This is a genomic window from Arthrobacter sp. TJ-236, assembly GCF_058269235.1.
This window is the reverse complement of record NZ_JBZCNI010000001.1, coordinates 962,291-980,648: the sequence shown is the minus strand read 5'-3', so window position 1 is coordinate 980,648 and position 18,358 is coordinate 962,291. Positions and strand designations below refer to the sequence as shown.

19 protein-coding genes are annotated in these 18,358 nt (G+C 70.9%); 9 read left to right on the top strand and 10 right to left on the bottom strand.

What is annotated here, in order from left to right; genetic code table 11:
• Window positions 1–51: 51 nt before the first annotated feature.
• From AC4D16_RS04520 to AC4D16_RS04505, 4 genes are all read left to right on the top strand, one after another.
• Window positions 52–1,656: a trypsin-like peptidase domain-containing protein gene (locus tag AC4D16_RS04520; protein WP_490954105.1), complete on the top strand. Its 1,605-nt coding sequence runs from the start codon at window positions 52–54 to the stop codon at window positions 1,654–1,656.
• 162 nt (window positions 1,657–1,818) lie between these two features.
• Window positions 1,819–2,649 carry an electron transfer flavoprotein subunit beta/FixA family protein gene (locus tag AC4D16_RS04515; RefSeq protein ID WP_490954104.1) on the top strand — a complete coding sequence of 277 codons (831 nt, stop codon included), beginning with the start codon at window positions 1,819–1,821 and terminating at the stop codon, window positions 2,647–2,649.
• Between the two features lie 52 nt (window positions 2,650–2,701).
• On the top strand, window positions 2,702–3,649 hold the full coding sequence (locus AC4D16_RS04510; protein WP_490954103.1) for an electron transfer flavoprotein subunit alpha/FixB family protein: 948 nt from the start codon (window positions 2,702–2,704) through the stop codon (window positions 3,647–3,649).
• On the top strand, window positions 3,646–4,404 hold the full coding sequence (locus AC4D16_RS04505; protein ID WP_490954102.1) for a PIG-L deacetylase family protein: 759 nt from the start codon (window positions 3,646–3,648) through the stop codon (window positions 4,402–4,404). The genes AC4D16_RS04510 and AC4D16_RS04505 overlap by 4 nt, the downstream gene beginning before the upstream one ends.
• Before the next feature lie 149 nt (window positions 4,405–4,553).
• Here the strand turns inward: AC4D16_RS04505 and AC4D16_RS04500 are convergent, their stop codons facing one another.
• From AC4D16_RS04500 to AC4D16_RS04480, 5 genes are all read right to left on the bottom strand, one after another.
• Window positions 4,554–5,396 (bottom strand): anti-sigma factor, encoded by an 843-nt coding sequence (locus AC4D16_RS04500; RefSeq protein ID WP_490954101.1) that lies wholly within the window; start codon window positions 5,394–5,396, stop codon window positions 4,554–4,556.
• Between the two features lie 16 nt (window positions 5,397–5,412).
• Complete coding sequence (gene sigK / locus AC4D16_RS04495; protein ID WP_490948699.1) at window positions 5,413–6,030, bottom strand: ECF RNA polymerase sigma factor SigK; 618 nt, start codon at window positions 6,028–6,030, stop codon at window positions 5,413–5,415.
• Between the two features lie 182 nt (window positions 6,031–6,212).
• On the bottom strand, window positions 6,213–7,040 hold the full coding sequence (locus AC4D16_RS04490; RefSeq protein WP_490954100.1) for a class I SAM-dependent methyltransferase: 828 nt from the start codon (window positions 7,038–7,040) through the stop codon (window positions 6,213–6,215).
• Between the two features lie 20 nt (window positions 7,041–7,060).
• The gene (locus AC4D16_RS04485; protein WP_490948701.1) at window positions 7,061–7,528 is read right to left on the bottom strand and encodes a tRNA (cytidine(34)-2'-O)-methyltransferase; all 468 of its coding nucleotides are present in this window, start codon (window positions 7,526–7,528) and stop codon (window positions 7,061–7,063) included.
• Window positions 7,529–7,537: 9 nt separating this feature from the next.
• Window positions 7,538–8,497, bottom strand: coding sequence for a J domain-containing protein (locus AC4D16_RS04480; RefSeq protein WP_490948702.1), 960 nt, complete (start codon window positions 8,495–8,497; stop codon window positions 7,538–7,540).
• 337 nt (window positions 8,498–8,834) lie between these two features.
• On the opposite strand from AC4D16_RS04480, the gene AC4D16_RS04475 reads away from it, so the two are divergent.
• Window positions 8,835–9,551 carry a hypothetical protein gene (locus tag AC4D16_RS04475; protein ID WP_490954099.1) on the top strand — a complete coding sequence of 239 codons (717 nt, stop codon included), beginning with the start codon at window positions 8,835–8,837 and terminating at the stop codon, window positions 9,549–9,551.
• 61 nt (window positions 9,552–9,612) lie between these two features.
• Here AC4D16_RS04475 and AC4D16_RS04470 read toward each other — a convergent pair whose 3' ends face one another.
• Window positions 9,613–10,404: a pyrimidine reductase family protein gene (locus AC4D16_RS04470; protein ID WP_490954098.1), complete on the bottom strand. Its 792-nt coding sequence runs from the start codon at window positions 10,402–10,404 to the stop codon at window positions 9,613–9,615.
• Window positions 10,401–11,345, bottom strand: a complete 945-nt coding sequence (gene folP / locus AC4D16_RS04465; RefSeq protein WP_490954097.1) for a dihydropteroate synthase — start codon at window positions 11,343–11,345, stop codon at window positions 10,401–10,403. The genes AC4D16_RS04470 and folP overlap by 4 nt, the downstream gene beginning before the upstream one ends.
• 103 nt (window positions 11,346–11,448) lie before the next feature.
• Between folP and AC4D16_RS04460 the strand changes: the two genes are divergently transcribed.
• From AC4D16_RS04460 to AC4D16_RS04445, 4 genes are all read left to right on the top strand, one after another.
• The gene (locus tag AC4D16_RS04460) at window positions 11,449–12,675 is read left to right on the top strand and encodes a cysteine desulfurase family protein (RefSeq protein WP_490954096.1); all 1,227 of its coding nucleotides are present in this window, start codon (window positions 11,449–11,451) and stop codon (window positions 12,673–12,675) included.
• On the top strand, window positions 12,672–13,841 hold the full coding sequence (gene mnmA / locus AC4D16_RS04455) for a tRNA 2-thiouridine(34) synthase MnmA (RefSeq protein WP_490954095.1): 1,170 nt from the start codon (window positions 12,672–12,674) through the stop codon (window positions 13,839–13,841). The genes AC4D16_RS04460 and mnmA overlap by 4 nt, the downstream gene beginning before the upstream one ends.
• Window positions 13,842–13,912: 71 nt before the next feature.
• Entirely contained in the window at window positions 13,913–14,305 is a 393-nt protein-coding gene (locus tag AC4D16_RS04450) for a chorismate mutase (protein WP_490954094.1), read from the top strand.
• Window positions 14,298–15,329: a uroporphyrinogen decarboxylase/cobalamine-independent methonine synthase family protein gene (locus tag AC4D16_RS04445; protein ID WP_490954093.1), complete on the top strand. Its 1,032-nt coding sequence runs from the start codon at window positions 14,298–14,300 to the stop codon at window positions 15,327–15,329. Before AC4D16_RS04450 ends, AC4D16_RS04445 begins: the two co-directional genes overlap by 8 nt.
• Before the next feature lie 48 nt (window positions 15,330–15,377).
• On the opposite strand, the gene AC4D16_RS04440 is transcribed toward AC4D16_RS04445, so the two are convergent.
• From AC4D16_RS04440 to AC4D16_RS04430, 3 genes are read right to left on the bottom strand one after another with little or no spacing between them, the layout of a single operon-like run.
• Window positions 15,378–16,046 carry a DUF4166 domain-containing protein gene (locus AC4D16_RS04440; RefSeq protein ID WP_490954092.1) on the bottom strand — a complete coding sequence of 223 codons (669 nt, stop codon included), beginning with the start codon at window positions 16,044–16,046 and terminating at the stop codon, window positions 15,378–15,380.
• On the bottom strand, window positions 16,043–17,026 hold the full coding sequence (locus tag AC4D16_RS04435; protein WP_490954091.1) for a phosphotransferase family protein: 984 nt from the start codon (window positions 17,024–17,026) through the stop codon (window positions 16,043–16,045). The genes AC4D16_RS04440 and AC4D16_RS04435 overlap by 4 nt, the downstream gene beginning before the upstream one ends.
• Entirely contained in the window at window positions 17,023–18,315 is a 1,293-nt protein-coding gene (locus AC4D16_RS04430) for a DUF58 domain-containing protein (protein ID WP_490954090.1), read from the bottom strand. The genes AC4D16_RS04435 and AC4D16_RS04430 overlap by 4 nt, the downstream gene beginning before the upstream one ends.
• Between the last annotated feature and the right edge of the window lie 43 nt (window positions 18,316–18,358).

The window sequence follows — 18,358 nt, the reverse complement described above, 5'->3', positions numbered from 1 at the left end:
AGCCCAGCGAAGCTTGCCATGCTGTGGTCAACAGCAACGAAAGGACCTCCGATGAACGAGCAGCCAGGTACTCAGGGCAACAGCGATCGCCCGCTTCCTCCGCAGCCGCAGAATCCGCCGTCGTGGGGGAGCGGCTGGGGTTCCCAGCCGGCGGCCGGCCAGGGCACGCCCGACGGCGGCGGGGCGCAGGGTCCGGGAGGTCCCGGCTCGGACGACTACCCCGCGACGACGGCCCAGCCGACGACGGGCGCCCCGACCGCGCAGCAGTCCGCCGTCGAGCGGACGCCCGATCACGGCGACGATCGTCAGCGGTTCGGTCAGCAGCCGGGTCAGCAGTCCGCTCACGATCACAACGCAGCAACGCCGCACCCGGCCTACGCAGGCCACCAGCCCTTCTACGGCGGACAGAGCGGTTACGGTGCGTCGACACAGGGCCCAGGGGCCGCGCCCGCGAAGGAACGCAGGAGGATCGGCCTGGGGACGTTCGCCGCAGGCGTCCTCGTCGCGGGACTGATCGGCGGCGGCGTCGCCGGAGCGGCGACGAGCGCCTTCGACGACTCGGCGCCCTCCGGTTCCTCGCAGGCCGCACCCGAGTCGATCGTCGTCAACAACACGGACGACGTGAACACCATCACGGGCGCCGCAGTCACCGCCTCGCCGAGCGTGGTGACCATCGCGGTGAGCGGCGGAGGATCGGGAGGATCCGGTTCCGGCATCATCCTCGACACCGACGGACACATCCTCACGAACACACACGTGGTGACCCTCGGCGGGCAGGTGTCAGACCCGACGGTCGAGGTCAAGCTCAACGACGGCCGGGTCTTCCCCGCGACGGTCGTGGGAACAGATCCGCTCAGTGACCTCGCGGTGATCAAGATCGACGCGCCGGATCTCACGGCCGCGACACTCGGGAACTCGGACGAGCTCAACGTGGGGGACACGGCCATCGCCATCGGCGCGCCGCTCGGCCTCAGCGGGACCGTCACCGACGGCATCGTCTCGACACTCAACCGCACCATCAGCGTCGCCTCCTCCGCGGTTCCCGAGGAGCAGACGGACGACAGCGGGTCCGACGACGGCGAAGGCTTCAACTTCCTGCCGCCGGGAGGTTCGGGACAGCAGCAACCGCAGCCGCAGGGGTCCATCTACCTGAACGTCATCCAGACGGATGCCGCGATCAACCAGGGTAATTCCGGAGGCGCCCTCGTGGATGCGGACGGGCGGATCATCGGTGTGAACGTGGCGATCGCCTCCGGAGGTTCGGGCGAATCCACGGGCAATATCGGCGTCGGCTTCTCCATCCCGATCAACTACGCGAGCCGCATCGCGAACGAGATCATCTCCGACGGCGAGGCGACCCACGGTTTCCTCGGGGTCAGCGTCACGGCCGCCTCGGATGAAGGGACGCAGAGCGAATCGACCTTCTCGTCGGGCGCGCTGGTCGGCTCCGTGGAGCCGGGCTCGCCGGCCGAACAGGCCGAACTGCAGGTGGGGGACGTCATCACGAAGGTCGGCACGTACACGGTCACCGACCCGCAGTCGCTCACGGCCGCCGTGAGGATCCAGACCGTGGGGCAGCAGGTGCCGATCGAGATCCTCCGGGACGGACAGGCCCGGACCATCGACGTCACCCTGACGCAGGCGCCGACGCCGTAACGGTCCGACGCCGGGCCCGAGGTCCGCGACCGGCGATGTGACGAACAGGGGCGGTCCCATCCGGGACCGCCCCTCACGCGCTCGGCGGGACTGCTCCGGGAGTGTCGCCGCCCTGTGGTTAGCTAGTGCCCGGGAAGATCCCCGCGACGAGGAAGGTCATCAATGGACGAGGCCACGCTGGAAGGACTGCGCATCGCGGTCCTGGTGAAGCATGTTCCCGACGCTCAGTTCGACCGCCACATCGGTGGCGACGACCTGACGACGGTGCGGACCGAGAGCATCCTCTCCGAGCTCGACGAGTACGCCCTCGAAGCCGCGCTGCAACTCGTGGAGGCCAAGGGTGGCTCGGCAGCAGGACACCGCGTCACGGCTCTCACCATGGGCCCGGCGGCTGCGGTCGCGGCCGTGAAGAAGTCGCTGCAGATCGGCGCCGACGACGGCGTCCACCTCACGGACGACGCCCTCCACGGCTCGGACGCCTCCGCCACATCGCGCGCCCTCGCGTCGCTCCTCGCCCACGAGGGGCCCTTCGACCTGATCCTCACCGGTATGGCCTCGACCGACGGCGAGACCTCGATCGTCCCGGCCCAGCTGGCCGAGCGCCTCGACCTCCCCCAGGTGACGTTCGCCGCGTCGCTCGACGTCGCAGGGAACCGCACCGCGGGGTGGACGGTCACTGCGCGACGCGACAACGACACGTTCGCCGAAACCATCGAGGCATCGTTGCCCGCGCTCGTGTCCGTAACGGACCAGATCAACGATCCCCGGTACCCGAACTTCAAGGGCATCATGGCGGCCAAGAAGAAGCAGATCCGCGTGCTCTCGCTGGCCGACGTCGGCCTCGCGCCGACGGACGTGGGGTTCGCCGGTTCCTGGACGAGGGTCGAGGAGGCGGCGCCGCGGCCTGCACGATCACAGGGAGTGGTCATCACGGACGAGGGCGATGCGGGTGTCCGGCTCGTCGACTTCCTCGCCGGCCAGAAGCTCCTCTAGCGCTCGCGCCAGTCCCCCGCCCCAGCCGAGAAGTATTCTCAGGAGAACCATCATGACCAGCGTCCTCGTCGTCCTCGACCACGCCGGAGCGAGCCTCGCCAAGAGCGAGCGGGAGCTCCTCTCCCTCGGTGCGAGCCTCGGCACGGTGACCGTTGCACTCGCCGGCGAGGCCGACCAGGCCTACCTCGACGGCATCGGGTCCTACGGGGTCGAGGAATGCCTCCGCCCGGAGGTCGCCGACGTATCGGACGTGCTCGTCGCCGGGAAGGCCGTCTTCGTGGTGGCAGCCGTCCGACACGTCGGAGCGACCGTCGTGCTGCTGGGCAACTCGTACGAATCGAAGGAGATCGCGGCGCGTGCGGGTATCCGTCTGAACGCCGGGGTCATCACGGACGTCGTCGGGCTCGAGGAAGGGCTCACCGCGGTGAAGGCGGACTTCGCGGGGTCCTACACCGTACGGTGCACGGCCACCACGGACATCTCGATCCTGACCGTCAAGCCCAACAGCATCGAGGCAACGGAGGCCGGAGTGCCCTCCTCCCCACGACTGACCAGCATTCCCGTGGATCTCCCCGCCTCCGTCGCACGCATCACCGGGCGCGTGGACAAGCCGGTGAGCGGCAGGCCTGCGCTCACCGAGGCTCGGGTGATCGTAGCCGGGGGTCGAGGCGTCGACGGCGATTTCGCCCCCCTCGAGGACCTCGCGGACGCGCTGGGAGGAGCGGTCGGAGCGTCACGTGCCGCGACGGACGCAGGGTGGATCGAACACTCGGCGCAGATCGGTCAGACCGGCAAGACGGTCTCGCCGCAGCTGTACATCTCCGTGGGCATCTCCGGTGCCATCCAGCAGAAGGCCGGGATGCAGACGTCGAAGGTGATCGTGGCCATCAACAAGGACGCAGACTCGCCGGTGTTCGAGATCGCCGACTTCGGGATCGTGGGTGATCTGTTCACCGTGCTGCCGCAGGCCACCGAGGAGATCCGGAAGCGCGGACTGTGACCGCGGACATCGGTGCCGAGGGGGACCTGCCCGAACGGGTCCTCGTGTTCGCAGCTCATCCCGACGACATCGATTTCGGCGCCGCGGGGACCGTGGCGGGCTGGACGGCAGCGGGGGTCGAGGTGAGCTACTGCATCCTCACCGACGGCGACGCCGGGGGTTTCTCCGATGAGGACCGACCGGGCGTGGCTGCACTCCGCCGCGACGAGCAGAGGGCGGCCGCGGCCATCGTCGGTGTGTCCGACGTCAGCTTCCTGGGCCGACCCGACGGTCACCTCGAGGTCGATCACGACCTCATCCGGGAGATCGTGCGTCACATGCGGCGGGTGCGCCCCGACGTCGTCCTGTCGATGCATCCCGAGCGGAGCTGGGACCGCATCCAGAAGAGCCACCCCGACCATCTGGCGTGCGGGGAGGCCGTCACGCGGGCCGTGTACCCCGCGGTCGAGAATTCGTTCGCCTATCCGGAGCTCGAGGCCGCGGGCCTGCAGAGCTACCGTGTGCCGTGGCTGTGGTTCTACGGCGGCCCCGCCCACCTCGAGAACCGCTTCGTGGATGTGACCGGACGCGAGGACCTGAAGATCCGCGCCATCACCGCGCACCAGAGCCAGCACCCCGACGTCGAGCGCATGCAGACGCGTGTCCGCAGCTTCCTCATGGACAACGCCGTGCGTGGAGGGCTGCCCGCCGGCCGGAGCGCGGAGTCATTCCATACTGTCGGGATCAACACCGACAGCACCATCGCGGGCTTCTGAACCGCTCGCTCCTCCTCCGACATGCACCGACATCCGCCCGCGGCGTCGCCGTCACCCGGCAGTGGCCCGCACGACGACGGTCCCGTCGCTCATGCGACGGGACCGTCCGGGTCGGGCTGCGTCTCCGGAGCCGGAGGTGGTTCGGCTGCTCAGGCCCCGAGCGGGATCTCGGCGACGATGGGAAGAGTCGGCGTGGCGGACCCGCCCTCGGGCTCGACGGTGAGCGCGACGGCGACGAAGCCACTGATGTCGTCGAGTTCGGTGACCCTCGTCCCAGCGACGTCGTCGCCCGTCATGAGCCCCACGGACACCGGAGCAGTACCATCGGCGGGAATGCGCCACATCTGGTAGACGTAGCCCTCCGCCGGCGACGGCACGCCGGTCAGGGTGACCACGGCGGCGTCCTCCTCGCCGGAGACGGCGATCTCCGCGCGTCCGCCCGGGTCGAGGGAAAGCTGCTCCGTACGGACGTCCGAGGCCTGCAGCACCTGCTGCTCGAGCGAGGACGGCTGCAGGTTCTGGGCGATGGTGACTCCACCCACGGCGATGACGACGGCGGCGGCCGCCCCGACGATCCAGCGTGAAGCTCTGGAGGACCGCGATGCCTTGACGCTGCGTCGCTCGGCGAGGTCGTCCTGCACGACACCCGCCCCACGGCCGTCGCCGGCCGGCGAGGTCGGGACCAGGCGCAGGGGGCCCTGCTGCCCGTGCTCCTGCCGCGCGGCGCCGGGGAGCTGGGCGACGATGCGCTCGAAGAGATCGCCCGGGGGCTCGACCTGATCGGTCGCGTAGGCGGAGGTGACCGTCTCGCGACACGTCCGCACACGCTCGGCGAACGTGGCTTCGATCGCCGAGTCGGCGTTCTCGATGAACGCATCGATGACGCGCCGTTCGTCTGCACTGATCGCGTTGAGCGCGTACAGCTCAGCCCACTCGAGCACGTGGCCGCGGGCCAGGTCCGTGTCGAGGTCGTCTGCGAATTGTCTGTTCATTTCCTTGTCCTGCATCTCAGGTCACCCCCAAACATGTCTTGAGGCGAAGTAATCCGTCGCGGATCCTTGATTTGATGGTCGGTACCGCGACGCCGAGCTTCTCGGCGACCTCGCGATACGTCAGTCCGCCGTAGTAAGCCAGGCGGACGGATTCCTGTTGCGTCGCCGTGAGCGTCTCCAGACACCGCACCACGCCCTCGGCCTCCAGGCGCTGCGTCACGGTGTCCACGACGTCGTCGTGGTCGATGGTCTGCGTCGCCGCTCCGTAGCGGGCTTCGCGGTCCGTGGCACTCTGTTCCGAGCGGACCTTGTCGACGGCGCGACGGTGGGCGAGAGTCATGAGCCATGCCATCGGGCTGCCCAACGCCGGATTGAACCGGTCCGCCGTGTTCCACACCTGGAGGTACACCTCCTGGGTGGCGTCCTCACTCAGATCCGGGTCGATGAGGACCCGCCGGGCGAGACCGTAGACCCGCTTGGACGTCTGCTCGTAGAAGAGCGCGAACGCAGTGCGGTCCTGCTGGGCGACGCGCAGCAGCAGGTCGGTCAGTGTGGGCCCGACATCGGGATCAACGTCCAACTCGTCGGCTGCGGGAGCGATGGCGCTGACCCGTCGTGCTCGTGGCGTTTCCATAGGGCTCCAGCATAGGCCGCCACCCGTCGCAAACCGAACAGGATACGCGGTTTCGTGGCGTGGTGTGCGGACGCCGACCGACTGCATCGTGACCATTCCACCACCCCTTCATGTTCCTTCTGCCCAGTGTCTGCCACCTTGAATTCGGAGCAGTTCGTCGGACGGATGGTTCGCCGGGAGACCTAACTGAGGGGCTGGAACACCCCGACGCCGATCAGGGTGTCGGCGTTGAGCACGAAGTGATCGCCCAGCAGGTCGAGGAAGGTCTCCTGCACACGTCGACGATCCTCGGGGCCGTCGGGGAGCAGGCCCCGGTAGCCGCTGCCGAGGGCGAGCGACCAGGCGTGGTGCGGATCGAGCGGAACCGTGAGGGCAAGCTTCTCGACCGACACCTCGGTGAGTCCGCGGCCCTCGAGCCACACCTGCAGTCTCTCTGCGGAGGCGACCCTCCTGCAGTGTTCGACGAAGGCCGGTATCGGCGCTTCGCTGTCCGAGGGCGCTCCACCCACCGGTGCCGCCGCTGCGATGCTCTCGAGGAGCAGGCTGCCGAACGGCTCGAGGGCGCCGTCGTCCCAGGCACTCACCGCGGCCCGCCCTCCCGGACGCAGGAGCCGGACGAGACGGTCCATGTCGGCGTCCATGTCGTCGAGCAGGAAGATCCCGTAGGAGCTGATCAGCGCGTCGTAGTCCTCGTCGGCGACCCAGCGCGCAGGGTCGAGGCGGTGGCACACGACGTTGTCGAGGCCGAGCGCCTCTGCCTTCCCCTCAGCGAGAGCGAGCATCGCCGAGGATCGGTCCACGGCGTCGACGCGACCGTCCGGGCCGGCGAGCTGGGCGGCCGGGATGGTGCCCGCGCCGGTCCCGGCGAACACGTCGAGGATGCGCTCACCGAGAAGGATGTCGGCCGCGGCGACCACCGCGTTGCTCACGGGGTTCCAGACGGCCGGCGCCAGCAGGTCGTAGTCCTCCGCGGCGTTGTCGGTCGTGGACTCGGGATGACGGGCGGGCACAGGGCCTCCTGGAACGGCACTCACCGCTGCGCGCCCGTGAAACCCTGTTGCCGCCAGGCTTCGTAGAGAACGATCGACGCGGTGTTCGCCAGATTGAGTGAGCGCCGTGACGGCAGCATGGGTACGCGGACACGCGCCGTCACGCGGGGATCGTGCTTCACCTCGGCGGGGAGGCCGTCCGATTCACGCCCGAACATGAGGACGTCGGAGGGCTGGTACGTGATGTCGGTGTAGGAGACGTCGCCGTCGGACGTGAAGGCGTAGACCCGCGCGGGTCCGAGGGCGCCGAGGGCGTCGTCGAGCGTCGGATGCACGTGAAGCGTGGCCAGATCGTGGTAGTCGAGGCCGGCCCGCTTGAGCTTGGAGTCCTCGAGGCTGAATCCGAGCGGTTCGACGAGGTGGAGTTCCGCACCCGCGACAGCGGCGAGGCGGATCGCCGCTCCGGTGTTACCGGGGATCTCGGGGGTGTGGAAGAGGATGCGGAACACCTCGCCATCCTAGCTTCCGGCGGCCGCGAGCAAGCGCGCGAGCACTGGGAGCTGCACCACGTTGGGCGTGGGGCCCGACGCCAGGAACTGACGCAGCGTGCGGACGGCGGTGCCCGCGTTGACGACCTGCGGCACGGTCATGGAGGACCTGTCGAAGGCGGGCGGCACATCGATCACCGGGGCGAAGGGATTGTCGGGCGCCCCGTGGATGACGAGCCAACCGGCGACGTTGCAGTCGGGGAAGAGCTCCTGCACCGTCCTGACGGTGCGGAACAGGTCAACCTCGACGAGCCGCCCCTGGTGCCTCAGGGATCGTCCGTCCCACGAGAAGTTCCCGGGCGGTGCGGTGAACGAATCGATGACGGCCAGACGGTACCCGGCGAGCAGGACATGACCCGCGGTGGTCGACGACGCGTCGTCCAGCTCGATCCCGTTCACCAGCCGGGCGGCGGGATAGGTCGGGATCAGCGCGCGCTCGAGCAGCGCCGCGGTGCGGAGCTCGCCGTCGATCCGCGAGCGCACCGCACCGGACATGCGGGCGAAGACGCCCGGACGGCGGGGCGATCCGTGGACCTGCCGACCGGCGAGCACCAGCGGGACGGCGGGCGGGGCGGAGGGTGAGAACGGCGGCAGGTACAGGGGAGCGGACGACGCCGCGTCCTCGTCCGCGACACTCGTCCGCGTGGTGCCCGGCGGCGTGGCGCGCCGACCTGCGCCGGCAGCCGCGGCGGGTGCCGTGCTCGGGGTGGGGCGACGGCGTCCCGTGTCCGAGTCGTACCGCTCCCGCCGCTGCGGGTCACCGAGGGTCTCGTAGGCGACGGTGACGTCGTGGAAGCGTGCGGCACTTCCCCCGAGGTCCGGGTGGGCGGCGCGGGCGGCGCGGCGGTAGGCATCCTTGATGTCCTTCGGGTCGGCTTCCGGGGACACGCCGAGGACGTCGTAGTACGACCTCCGTGGTGTCTCTGCCATGAACCGACCCTTCTCGTGTGCTGCGCGTCCCGGGCCTCCGCCGGTGCGTCCCGCCCGGCGTCGTTCGCGAGCGACTCCCTTCATCCGAGACTAGAGGCAGCGGCTCGTCGGCTCCAAAGCCGGGAAACGACCCGTACGGGACCGCCGAGGCCATTCCGTACAACGGAGCAGGGGCAGCGGAAGTTCGCCGGACGGCTGCGGACGGGCGCATCCGACCCCGGCGACACCGGCGGCAGCAGGATGGGGACTGCTACCCATGGTGCTGCGGAGCCGCCGCACTACAGTGGGAGCGGCGTCCGCCGGGCGTCGTGGAAGCGGCAGGACAGGACGGTCGAGCATGGGGCGGTGGCGTGGGACGGCGGGATCGCTCGCCGGGCTGACGAGGACCGTGCTGCTGCTGACACCGGTCCTCGCGCTGACAGCCTGCACCATCGAGGTGCCGATCCCTCCGGCTTCCGCCCCGCCGACATCGGTGTCCACACCCGGGGCGCCGCAGGAGCCGACCGCGGATCCCTCGGCGGCGGTCCTCCCGCCCCTGACCCGCGCGCAGATCGTGGGGGAGGACATGACCTTCGACCGCGGGAGCTACATCACCGAGGGTCCGGTGGCCTTCGCGGACGGCATGACGCGGTCGGACGGCTGGACCCTGCGGGTCATGATGGTCAACGGCGAGTCCGTGTACGAGAACGCGGCGGGCTGCCGGACCTCGCTGCGGTACACCGGACTCCAGACGCCCCTGGTCGTCGAGGGTGACGATCGCGCGTCCACCGAGGCGCTCTTCGCCTTCCTCGACCCGAGCATCCTGCCGGAGTACCTGACGTCGTCGACCTGGCTCTGGGGCGAGAATCCGGCGGAGGCGCTGGCATCCATCGAGTTCCTCACCTACCGCCAACGGGCCACGGACTCCTCGCCCGCGAGCTCCGTCTCCCTGAGGCTGTTCAACCAGCCGCAGACCGCGCTCGGCGTCACGATCTCCTGCCCGTCCGACGAAGTGCTCGACGGCGCCATCGGCGACGTGAGGAGCCGCATCTCGGTGGTACCGCCTCGCGCCTGAGCCCGGCCCGGTGCTCATCGCCGACGAAGGACCGGGACGACACGACGCTCAGGCATGCCCCTCAGGCAGGTGTGGGGCCCGTTCCCTTCGTCCTGTACAGGCAGTACAGCGCGGAGTCCTCGGTGAGGAGGGAGGTCAGCGTCAGCTGCACGGCATCCTCGGGACTCTCGCCCACGGAGATCCTCGGGCCGTCACCACCGGCGAGGAGGGGACTGACGGACAGGCACAGCTCGTCCACGGCTCCGGAGCGGGTGAACGCGCCCAGCACGGCCGGCCCGCCCTCGCACAGGACCTTCAGGTGACCCCGCCGACGGAGTTCCTCCAGGAGCGGCCCGGTCTCCACGGTGTCCTCCCCGCAGTCCACGAGATCGGCCACCGCGGCGAGCGCCTCGCGCCGGCCGGTGTCCGAGCCCCGCGAGGTGAAGACGATCGGGCGGACGGGCGCCTCCGTGAAGAATCCGCTGTCCGGGTCGAGGTCCAGGCTGCCGGAGATGACAGCGACGGCCGGGTGCGGTGCGAGGCCCTGCGTCGAGCGCCACGACCGGGCGTCGTCGTCCACGAGGTCGCCCTCGTACCCTTCCGCCCGGATGGTACCGGCGCCCACGAGCACGACGTCCGCGAGCCTGCGGAGGACGTCGAAGATGCGCTTGTCGCCGTCGTTCCCGAGCCCGGCCGAGAAGCCTCCGCTCGTGGCCGCGCCGTCCGCAGCGGCCACGAAGTTGAAGCGCACGTAGGGCGCCTGCGCAGCGGAACCGGAGCTGCCCCCGGGGTAGGCGTAGATGCGGTGCAGGTCGGCGTCGTCCACCGCTGGTGCAGCGCCCCCGGCGGCGGCGGGGACCAGGGAGGTGATCACGGCGCCACCGGCTCGTTGACGTCACCCATGTTGTGGCGCAGGTAGGCGGGCTGCCGCCAGCCGAGGACGGCCTCGGTGAGCGAGATGGCGGCACGCGACGCGGCGACGTTGTGCATGCGGACCACGCGGGCACCGCCCAGGATGCAGATCACGGCCGCTGCCAGGGAACCCTCGACGCGTTCGCGCTTGGGGCGGTCGAGGGTCTCGCCGATGAAGTCCTTGTTGGACACCGCGGCGAGCGTCGGGAAGCCCATGCCTGCGATCTGGGCGAAGCGTCGCGTGATCTCGAGGGAGTGCAGGGTGTTCTTGTTGAGGTCGTGACCGGGATCGAGCAGGATGCGGTCCTCTCGGATACCGAGCCGGACGGCGTCGTCGACCTTGCGGAGCAGGAAGTCGGAGATCTCGCGCACCACGTCGCCGTAGGTGGGCCGCGGATAGACCGTGCGGGGCTCCGCGAGGCTGTGGGTGATGATCAGGTGCGCCCCGGCCTCGGCGACCACGGCCGCCATGTCAGGATCCCGCAGGCCCGTGGTGTCGTTGACCACGTTGGCCCCCGCGGCGAGGGCCTGGTGCGCCACCTCCGGGAGGAACGTGTCCGCCGAGATGATGACGTCCGAGACGGCCCGCACCGCGCTGATCACCGGGACGATCCGGTCGATCTCCTCCGCGGCCGGGATGTGAACGCCCGGGGAGAAGGGAGCGCCGCCGATGTCCACCCAGTCCGCGCCGTCCTCCACGGCCCTCAGCGAGGCGTCGACCGCCGACTGGAACGCGAAGGTGGCTCCATTGTCGTAGAAGGAGTCCGGCGTCCGGTTGATGACCGCCATCAGCGCCACCTGCCGGTCGAAGTCGACCGTTCGTGAGCCGAAGGAGTGCACGGGGTGACGGAAGCTCGGGCGGAAGGTGCCCGGGGAGGGAGGAGCCGCTGCATGACTGTCCATGGTGCATTCATACCACCGGCGCCCAGCGGCGCCCTGGGAGGGAGAGCGGGTGACGGCCACCACGCGAATGGGGCTGGTCGGCGCGCGCCGGTAGTCTTGGATCATGCCCGTGTACGTCGATCACGCGGCGACCACGCCGATCTCGGCGCCCGCGCTCGCCGCCCTCACCCACGAACTCAGCCGCAGCGGTAACCCGTCCTCCCTGCACGGCTCGGGCCGCCGTGCCCGGCGTTCCGTCGAGGACGCCCGCGAGACCCTCGCAGCGGCAGCCGGTGCGCAGGCGTCGGAGGTGATCTTCACGTCCGGGGGCACCGAGGCGGACAACCTCGCCCTGAAGGGCCTCTACTGGGCGCGGCGCGCGGACGATGCCACCCGTACGCGCATCATCTGCAGCTCGATCGAACACCACGCCGTGCAGGACACCGTGGAGTGGCTCGAGCGCCACGAGGGTGCGGAGGTCGTGTGGCTGCCCGTCGACGCCGCCGGTGTGGCGTCGTTCGACGCGCTGCGTACCGCGCTCGCGGACGCCCCGGAACGCACGGCCCTCGCGACCGTGATGTGGGCCAACAACGAGGTGGGGACGGTGCAGCCCGTACGCGCCGTCGTCGAGGAGGCCGCCCGGTACGGCGTCCCCGTCCACAGCGACGCCGTCCAGGCGTTCGGGTCCCTTCCCGTCTCCTTCCGCGAGTCGGGTCTCGCGACCATGGCCGTCAGCGCCCACAAGATCGGCGGGCCCGTGGGAGTAGGAGCGCTCCTCGTCCGCCGCGATGTCACGCTCACTCCCACGCAGCACGGCGGCGGACAGGAGAGGGACATCCGCTCGGGCACGCTGGACGGTGCGGGCATCGCGGCCTTCGCGGCGGCGGCCGACGACGTCGTCGCGCACCTCGCCGTCGAGGCACCACGCCTCTCAGGCCTCCGCGACCGGCTGATCGAGGGCATCCTGCAGGAGGTGCCCGACGCCGTCCTCCGGGGTGTGGCGCATCCGGCACCCGAGGGCACGCGACTGCCGGGCAACGCCCACTTCACCTTCCCCGGCTGCGAGGGCGACTCGCTCCTGTTCCTCCTGGACCTCGCGGGGATCGAGTCCAGCACGGGCTCGGCGTGCACCGCCGGCGTCCCGCGGCCCTCACACGTGTTGCTCGCCATGGGTCTCACGGAGGAGGAGGCACGCGGTGCGCAGCGCTTCAGCCTCGGACACACCTCCACCGATCGGGACGTCGACGCCGTGGTCGCAGCCATCGGCGAGGCGTACGCGCGAGCCCGAAAGGCCGGCATGGCCGGGCACGCATCGACCATCCAGACGGCAGGAACGGGTTTTTCATCATGAGGGTACTGGCAGCGATGAGTGGCGGCGTCGATTCCGCCGTGGCGGCGGCACGCGCCGTCGAGGCCGGGCACGACGTCGTCGGGGTGCACCTCGCCCTGTCCCGCATGCCCGGCACCCTGCGCACCGGCAGCCGTGGCTGCTGCACCATCGAGGACTCGCGGGACGCCTGGCGCGCCTGCGACATCCTCGGGATCCCCTACTACGTGTGGGACTTCTCCGAGCGGTTCAAGGAGGACGTGGTGGACGACTTCGTGGCCGAGTACGCCGCGGGCCGCACCCCGAACCCCTGCATGCGCTGCAACGAGCGCATCAAGTTCGCCGCCCTGCTCGAGAAGGCACTGGCCCTCGGGTTCGACGCCGTCTGCACCGGCCACTACGCGAAGGTCGTCGAGGACGCCGACGGGAACCCCGAACTGCACCGCGCCGCGGACTGGGCGAAGGACCAGTCCTACGTGCTCGGCGTCCTCACGCACGAGCAGCTCAGGCACTCCATGTTCCCGCTGGCCGAGACGCCCTCGAAGGCCGAGGTCCGCGCCGAGGCCGAGCGGCGCGGGCTTTCCGTGGCGAACAAGCCCGACAGCCACGACATCTGCTTCATCCCCGACGGCGACACCCGCGGGTGGCTGGAGGAGCGCATCGACATGACCGAGGGGGACATCCTCGACGTGGACGGGGAGAAGATCGGCAGCCACCCCGGCGCCAACGCCTTCACCGTCGGCCAGCGGCGCGGGCTCAAGCTCGGCACCCCGGCCGCGGACGGCAAGCCTCGCTTCGTCCTCGAGATCCGTCCGAAGCAGAACGAGGTGATCGTGGGGCCCGAGCATCTGCTCGCGATCGACGAGATGAAGGGCATCAAGCTCTCCTGGGCGGGCCTGCCGATCACCGAGGTGGCGACCGGCGAGGAGTTCGACTGCATGGCCCAGGTGCGCGCGCACGGTGATCCGGTCGCCGCCCGTGCACGGGTGGAGGAGTCCGACGGCGCCCAGCAGCTCGTCGTGCGGCTGGTCGAGCCGATGCGTGGTGTCGCCCCCGGCCAGACGGTGGTGCTGTACCAGGGCACGCGCGTGCTCGGGCAGGCCACCATCGATTCCGCACGCTCGGCCCTGCGCCCCGAGGTGGCCGCCGCGGAGGCAGTCTCCGCCGCGGGCGGGCAGATCAGGACCTAGGTCCCGTCCGCCACGAGGCGCGGATCCGTCGCAGTTCACGGGGGCCGCCCGGCGTCTGCTTGACTGGAGGAATGACGCATCCACGCAGCGGTTTCGATCCGGCGGCCAGCTCGCTCGCGGGCGACGTGGCACCTGAGGTCATGACGGAACTGCTGTCCGTTCGTAGCTCGATCGACAACATCGACGCCACGCTCGTCTACCTGCTCGCCGAACGTTTCAAGGCGACACAGCGGGTGGGTCACCTCAAGGCGGAACACGATCTCCCGGCCGGGGACCCGCAGCGTGAAGCTGCGCAGATCGCCCGGCTGCGGACGCTCGCCGAGGAGGCGCAGCTCGACCCGGCCTTCGCCGAGAAGTTTTTGAACTTCATCATCTCCGAGGTGATCCGCCACCATCAGGCCATCTCCGAGAACCGCAGGCCGGGCTCCGGAGAAGCACCCAGGAGCGCCGGACCGCATGAGTGAGGCGCAGGATCTGCCGACCGTCGGTGCCACCGCGGCGGGGGACTGGCCGGGCACGGACCCCTACGACGCCCACCGTGCAGTGCGGGGAGAACTCGGCGGCGTCAACCTCCCGTTCCTCCCGTCACTGCCCGCCCGCGGACCGGGCAGCGACGCCGTGGGCCGCACCCTCGGTGTGCTCGTGGAAATGCCGTTCGATCTGCAACCCCACGGCTGGCGGCTCGTACAGCGGCCCGGCAAGGACCAGCGGCGGGCGGAGTCCGCGCTGTCCTCCGACATCAACGCACTCGGCGACGTGGCCGGCGCCGAGGAGAGCCCGGCCGGCCGGCTGAAGCTGCACCTGTGCGGGCCCCTGACCCTGGCTGCCGCAGTCTCGCTGCACGGCGGCGAACGCGTCCTCGTGGATCACGGGGCCCGGCGCGAGCTCTACGCCTCGCTGGCCGTGGGGGCGGCCGACCTGGTGGGTCGCGTCTCCTCGGTGGCCCGCGGTGCGGGGATCACGGTGCAGCTCGACGAACACTCGGCGGAGCAGATCCTCACCGGGCGCGTCCCGACGGCGAGCGGCTACCGCACACTCCGAGCAGTCGATCGGCGCGAGGCCACCGAGGCGTGGGACCTCGTGACCGCGTCCGTGAAGGCGGCCGGCGCGACCGGCACGGTCCTGGTTCCCGGGGCGGGCGACACAGCGTTCGACGCTGCCCGCGCGACGTCGGACCCGGTGCTGTCCCTCGGGCTGCCCGACATCACGGACGCGCGCTGGGAGTCGCTGGCGGAGGACGTGGAATCCGGCCGGCGGCTGGTCCTCGCGGTCCTCGATCCCACGGGGGCGCTCCCGCAGGTGACGGCTCTCGCGGAATCGGTCCTCTCCGCCTGGCGGCGGGTCGGCCTACCGGTCGGTGCCCTGGCGCACCTCACCATCACCACCGTCCCCGGACTGGCCGCGACATCGCCGACCGAGGCCGTGCGCGTGCTCACCCGACTCGCGCAGGTCGCCGACGCGCTGGACCAGGTCCGGACGGACGGCTGACCCTCCTGACGACCGGCGGCCTGACGACCGGCGGATCAGGCCCGCGGATCAGACCCGCTGCTCGAAACGGCGAGGGGTCGCGTCCGCCGGGAGGACGCCGTCGAACTCCTCGAGCTCGTACCGGAACGTCCCCGCGTACACGAGCAGCGTGCCGAGCTGGCGATGCACCACGTTGGTCGAGATGCGGAAGGCCCCGGCGTCGTCGTCCCACCACTGCTCCACGTACGCTAGGGCGCCCAGGGCGTCGGGTACGGGAAGGGTGAGCCCCGCGAACACGCGCGTCTGCGACGACAGCATCCGCATCCGCCCGCTCTCGGTCGCCGTGCAGGTCAGGAGCGTGGCCATGCGGCGGTGCCGGCCCACGTAGTCCGTCAGCACGCCGTCCTGCAGCGACGTGGTGTCCTCGAAGACGCGCAGCGCGGTGCCGAAGTCCAGTTCGCGGCGCGCCGTCAGGGCCGGCCGGCCGAAGGGGTCCACGTGCGGGTAGTTCCTGATCTCGAACGGGACGTCCGTGTTGTACTCCGGGAAGAACGCGTTCTCGAGGGCCGTGAGCCGGAACGCGGGCCGGGCGAACCATGCGGGGCACCCGGCGACGTCGAACACCCCGCGGCCATGGCCGGACAGCCCGCTGTCGGCGTGGAGGCCGAAGTACTCGCGGAGTTCGGGTTGCAGACGCCCGAACTCCGTGCCCATCGCCTGCTGGTAGATCGAAGTCATGCCGCCCACTTCCGTCGCTCGGACAACCAGTCAATCATGATGCGCGCCGTGAACCGGGCGTGCCCTCGCAGGGCCGGGCTGTGGGGGACCTCCGCGGACGCACCGCTGGTCACCATGTAGGCGGCAAGGACGGCGAGCCAGGAGTCCACCGCCTCGGGGTCGGCGTCGCGGGAGAGCGGTGAGGCGCGGAGCAGATCCTCAGCGGGCAGTCCGTCATGGCGCAGGTAGGGCAGCAGCCCCACCCAGTCGGACCAGGCGGGGCCACGCGTCACGAAGTTCCAGTCGCACACCACGGCGCGTCCCGACCGGCGCTCGATCATCAGGTTGTCCGGCCGCAGGTCGTTGTGGACCACCCGTGAGCCTGCGAGCCGAGCGGGCGCGGCCCGGAGGAGCCCCTCGAGATCGCGCACCGCGTCCGGTGTGAGCAGGGGCAGGAACGGGGTACCGGAAGTATCCGTGGCGGATCGCTCGAACGTGCCGAGCAGGTTCTCGTCTTCGACCAGTCCGACGGTGAACGAGCCGCGCACCATGGGTGCCGGCAGACCGTCGAGGCCGGCGCTCAGCTCGACGAGGCTCGCCTGGACGGCATCGGCCTGCGTGCGGGTCCAGGGCCCGCCGGGCATGTGCCCGTCGATGTGCTCGAGCACGAGGACGACCCACCGGACCCCGAGACCCGCCTCGAGGTGCATGCTGTCCAGGAGGCGGGGTACCGGAAGGCCCTCGGGCATGACCGCGAGGACCTCGGCCTCGCGGACGTAGGCGGGGTAGGCGAACGGCTCCGTGCTCGGTGCCGCCTTGACGAACACGGTGCGGTCTCCGCGGCGGACCCCGGCTGCGAAGCCCGGGGTGAAACCTCCACCGGCCGGCCGCACGGCATCGGGTGGGCCGCCCACGGCGGTCGCGACGGCGGCCCTGACCTCGGGCGGGAGGCCCGGGTAGGGCGGCCTGCGGGCCGTCGAGGTGTAGTCGAAGCCCGTCACAGCCGGCCGGCGGCCTTGAGCCTGATGTAGGTGTCCGCGAGCAGGGGCGGGAGGTCGGCGGGAACGGCGTCCACGACCTCCGCGCCGAGCAGCCTGATCTGGTCGGCGATGGCCGCACGCTCCAGGAGGGCTCGCTCGGCCGCGGCGGCGCGGAAGGTGGCCGCCGCCGTCGACCGGTCGGCACGCAGCTCTTCGAGCTTCGGGTCGAGGACGGACGCCACGACGACGACGTGCCGTTCGGTGAGTCCCGGGAGCGCGGGCAGGAGGCCCTCCTCCGCGGCGCCCGAATCCAGCGAGGTCAGCAACACGACGAGCGAACGATGCGCCGACGCGGCCCGCACCTGCGCGGGCACACGGGACCAGTCCGCCTCGATCAGCTCGGCGTCGAGCGGTGCCATCGCGGTGACCAGGGAGCTGAGGAGGTTCCCTTTCGCGGTGGAATCGACGCGCGCCCGCAGCCTCCGGTCGAAGGCGAGGAAATGCACCTTGTCGCCGCCGCGCTCGGCCAGGACCGCGAGGAGCAGGGCGGCTTCGATCCCCGTGTCGAGGCGGGGTTCGTCCAGGACGCGTGCCGCGGAGGTGCGGGAGGTGTCGAGGACGATCACCACGCGCCGATCGCGCTCCGGCCGCCAGGTCCGCACCACGGTGTCCCTCCGGCGCGCGGTCGCCCGCCAGTCGATCGAGCGGACGTCGTCGCCCCGCACGTAGTCGCGGAGTGAGTCGAACTCCGTACCGGCACCGCGGATCTGCACGGCGGACTGGCCGTCGAGCTCCCTGAGGCGGCGCAGCTTGGACGGCAGATGCCGCTTGGAGTTGAAGGGTGGCAGCACGCGCAGCACCCCCGGCGCGCCAAGGCTCACCTGCCGTGCGGCGAGCCCGAGCGGGCCTGCACTGCGGATCGTCACGGTGTCCACGCGGCGGATCCCGCGCCGCGTGGGGCGCAGGGACACGGCGATGCGCCGGGACTCACCGGGCGGGACACGGAGGGTCTGCTCGGGGTCGGCGGCACCGGCGGAGGGCTGCCATGCCTCGCGGACGGTCGCCCGGAGCGGGCGCGGGGAATCGTTCCGGACCACGAGCGTGCTGCGGCAGTCCTCGCCGAGACGGACGCTCGCGGGCAGCGTGCGGGTGACGCCGACGCGCCGCGGGGAGGCCGCGAGGGCGAGGTCGACGCCGACCGCCGCGGCCAGCAGCAGGGCCCAGAGCAGCGCCGACGTGGCGCCCGGGTACACGATGACGGGCACGACGCCGAGCAGCGCCAGCAGGACCAGGCGTCCGGTGATCACCACGGGTGCTCCTCTCGTGCCCGCCCGTGGGAGGCGGCCGGGCGAT

Excerpts from the sequence above, each read along its gene's own strand:
- AC4D16_RS04520 (WP_490954105.1), top strand. The coding sequence starts at position 52 with ATGAACGAGCAGCCAGGTACTCAGGGCAACAGCGATCGCCCGCTTCCT.
- AC4D16_RS04515 (WP_490954104.1), top strand. The coding sequence starts at position 1,819 with ATGGACGAGGCCACGCTGGAAGGACTGCGCATCGCGGTCCTGGTGAAG.
- AC4D16_RS04510 (WP_490954103.1), top strand. The coding sequence starts at position 2,702 with ATGACCAGCGTCCTCGTCGTCCTCGACCACGCCGGAGCGAGCCTCGCC.
- AC4D16_RS04500 (WP_490954101.1), bottom strand. The coding sequence starts at position 5,396 with ATGAACAGACAATTCGCAGACGACCTCGACACGGACCTGGCCCGCGGC.
- sigK (WP_490948699.1), bottom strand. The coding sequence starts at position 6,030 with ATGGAAACGCCACGAGCACGACGGGTCAGCGCCATCGCTCCCGCAGCC.
- AC4D16_RS04480 (WP_490948702.1), bottom strand. The coding sequence starts at position 8,497 with ATGGCAGAGACACCACGGAGGTCGTACTACGACGTCCTCGGCGTGTCC.
- AC4D16_RS04475 (WP_490954099.1), top strand. The coding sequence starts at position 8,835 with ATGGGGCGGTGGCGTGGGACGGCGGGATCGCTCGCCGGGCTGACGAGG.
- folP (WP_490954097.1), bottom strand. The coding sequence starts at position 11,345 with ATGGACAGTCATGCAGCGGCTCCTCCCTCCCCGGGCACCTTCCGCCCG.
- AC4D16_RS04460 (WP_490954096.1), top strand. The coding sequence starts at position 11,449 with ATGCCCGTGTACGTCGATCACGCGGCGACCACGCCGATCTCGGCGCCC.
- mnmA (WP_490954095.1), top strand. The coding sequence starts at position 12,672 with ATGAGGGTACTGGCAGCGATGAGTGGCGGCGTCGATTCCGCCGTGGCG.
- AC4D16_RS04450 (WP_490954094.1), top strand. The coding sequence starts at position 13,913 with ATGACGCATCCACGCAGCGGTTTCGATCCGGCGGCCAGCTCGCTCGCG.
- AC4D16_RS04445 (WP_490954093.1), top strand. The coding sequence starts at position 14,298 with ATGAGTGAGGCGCAGGATCTGCCGACCGTCGGTGCCACCGCGGCGGGG.
- AC4D16_RS04440 (WP_490954092.1), bottom strand. The coding sequence starts at position 16,046 with ATGACTTCGATCTACCAGCAGGCGATGGGCACGGAGTTCGGGCGTCTG.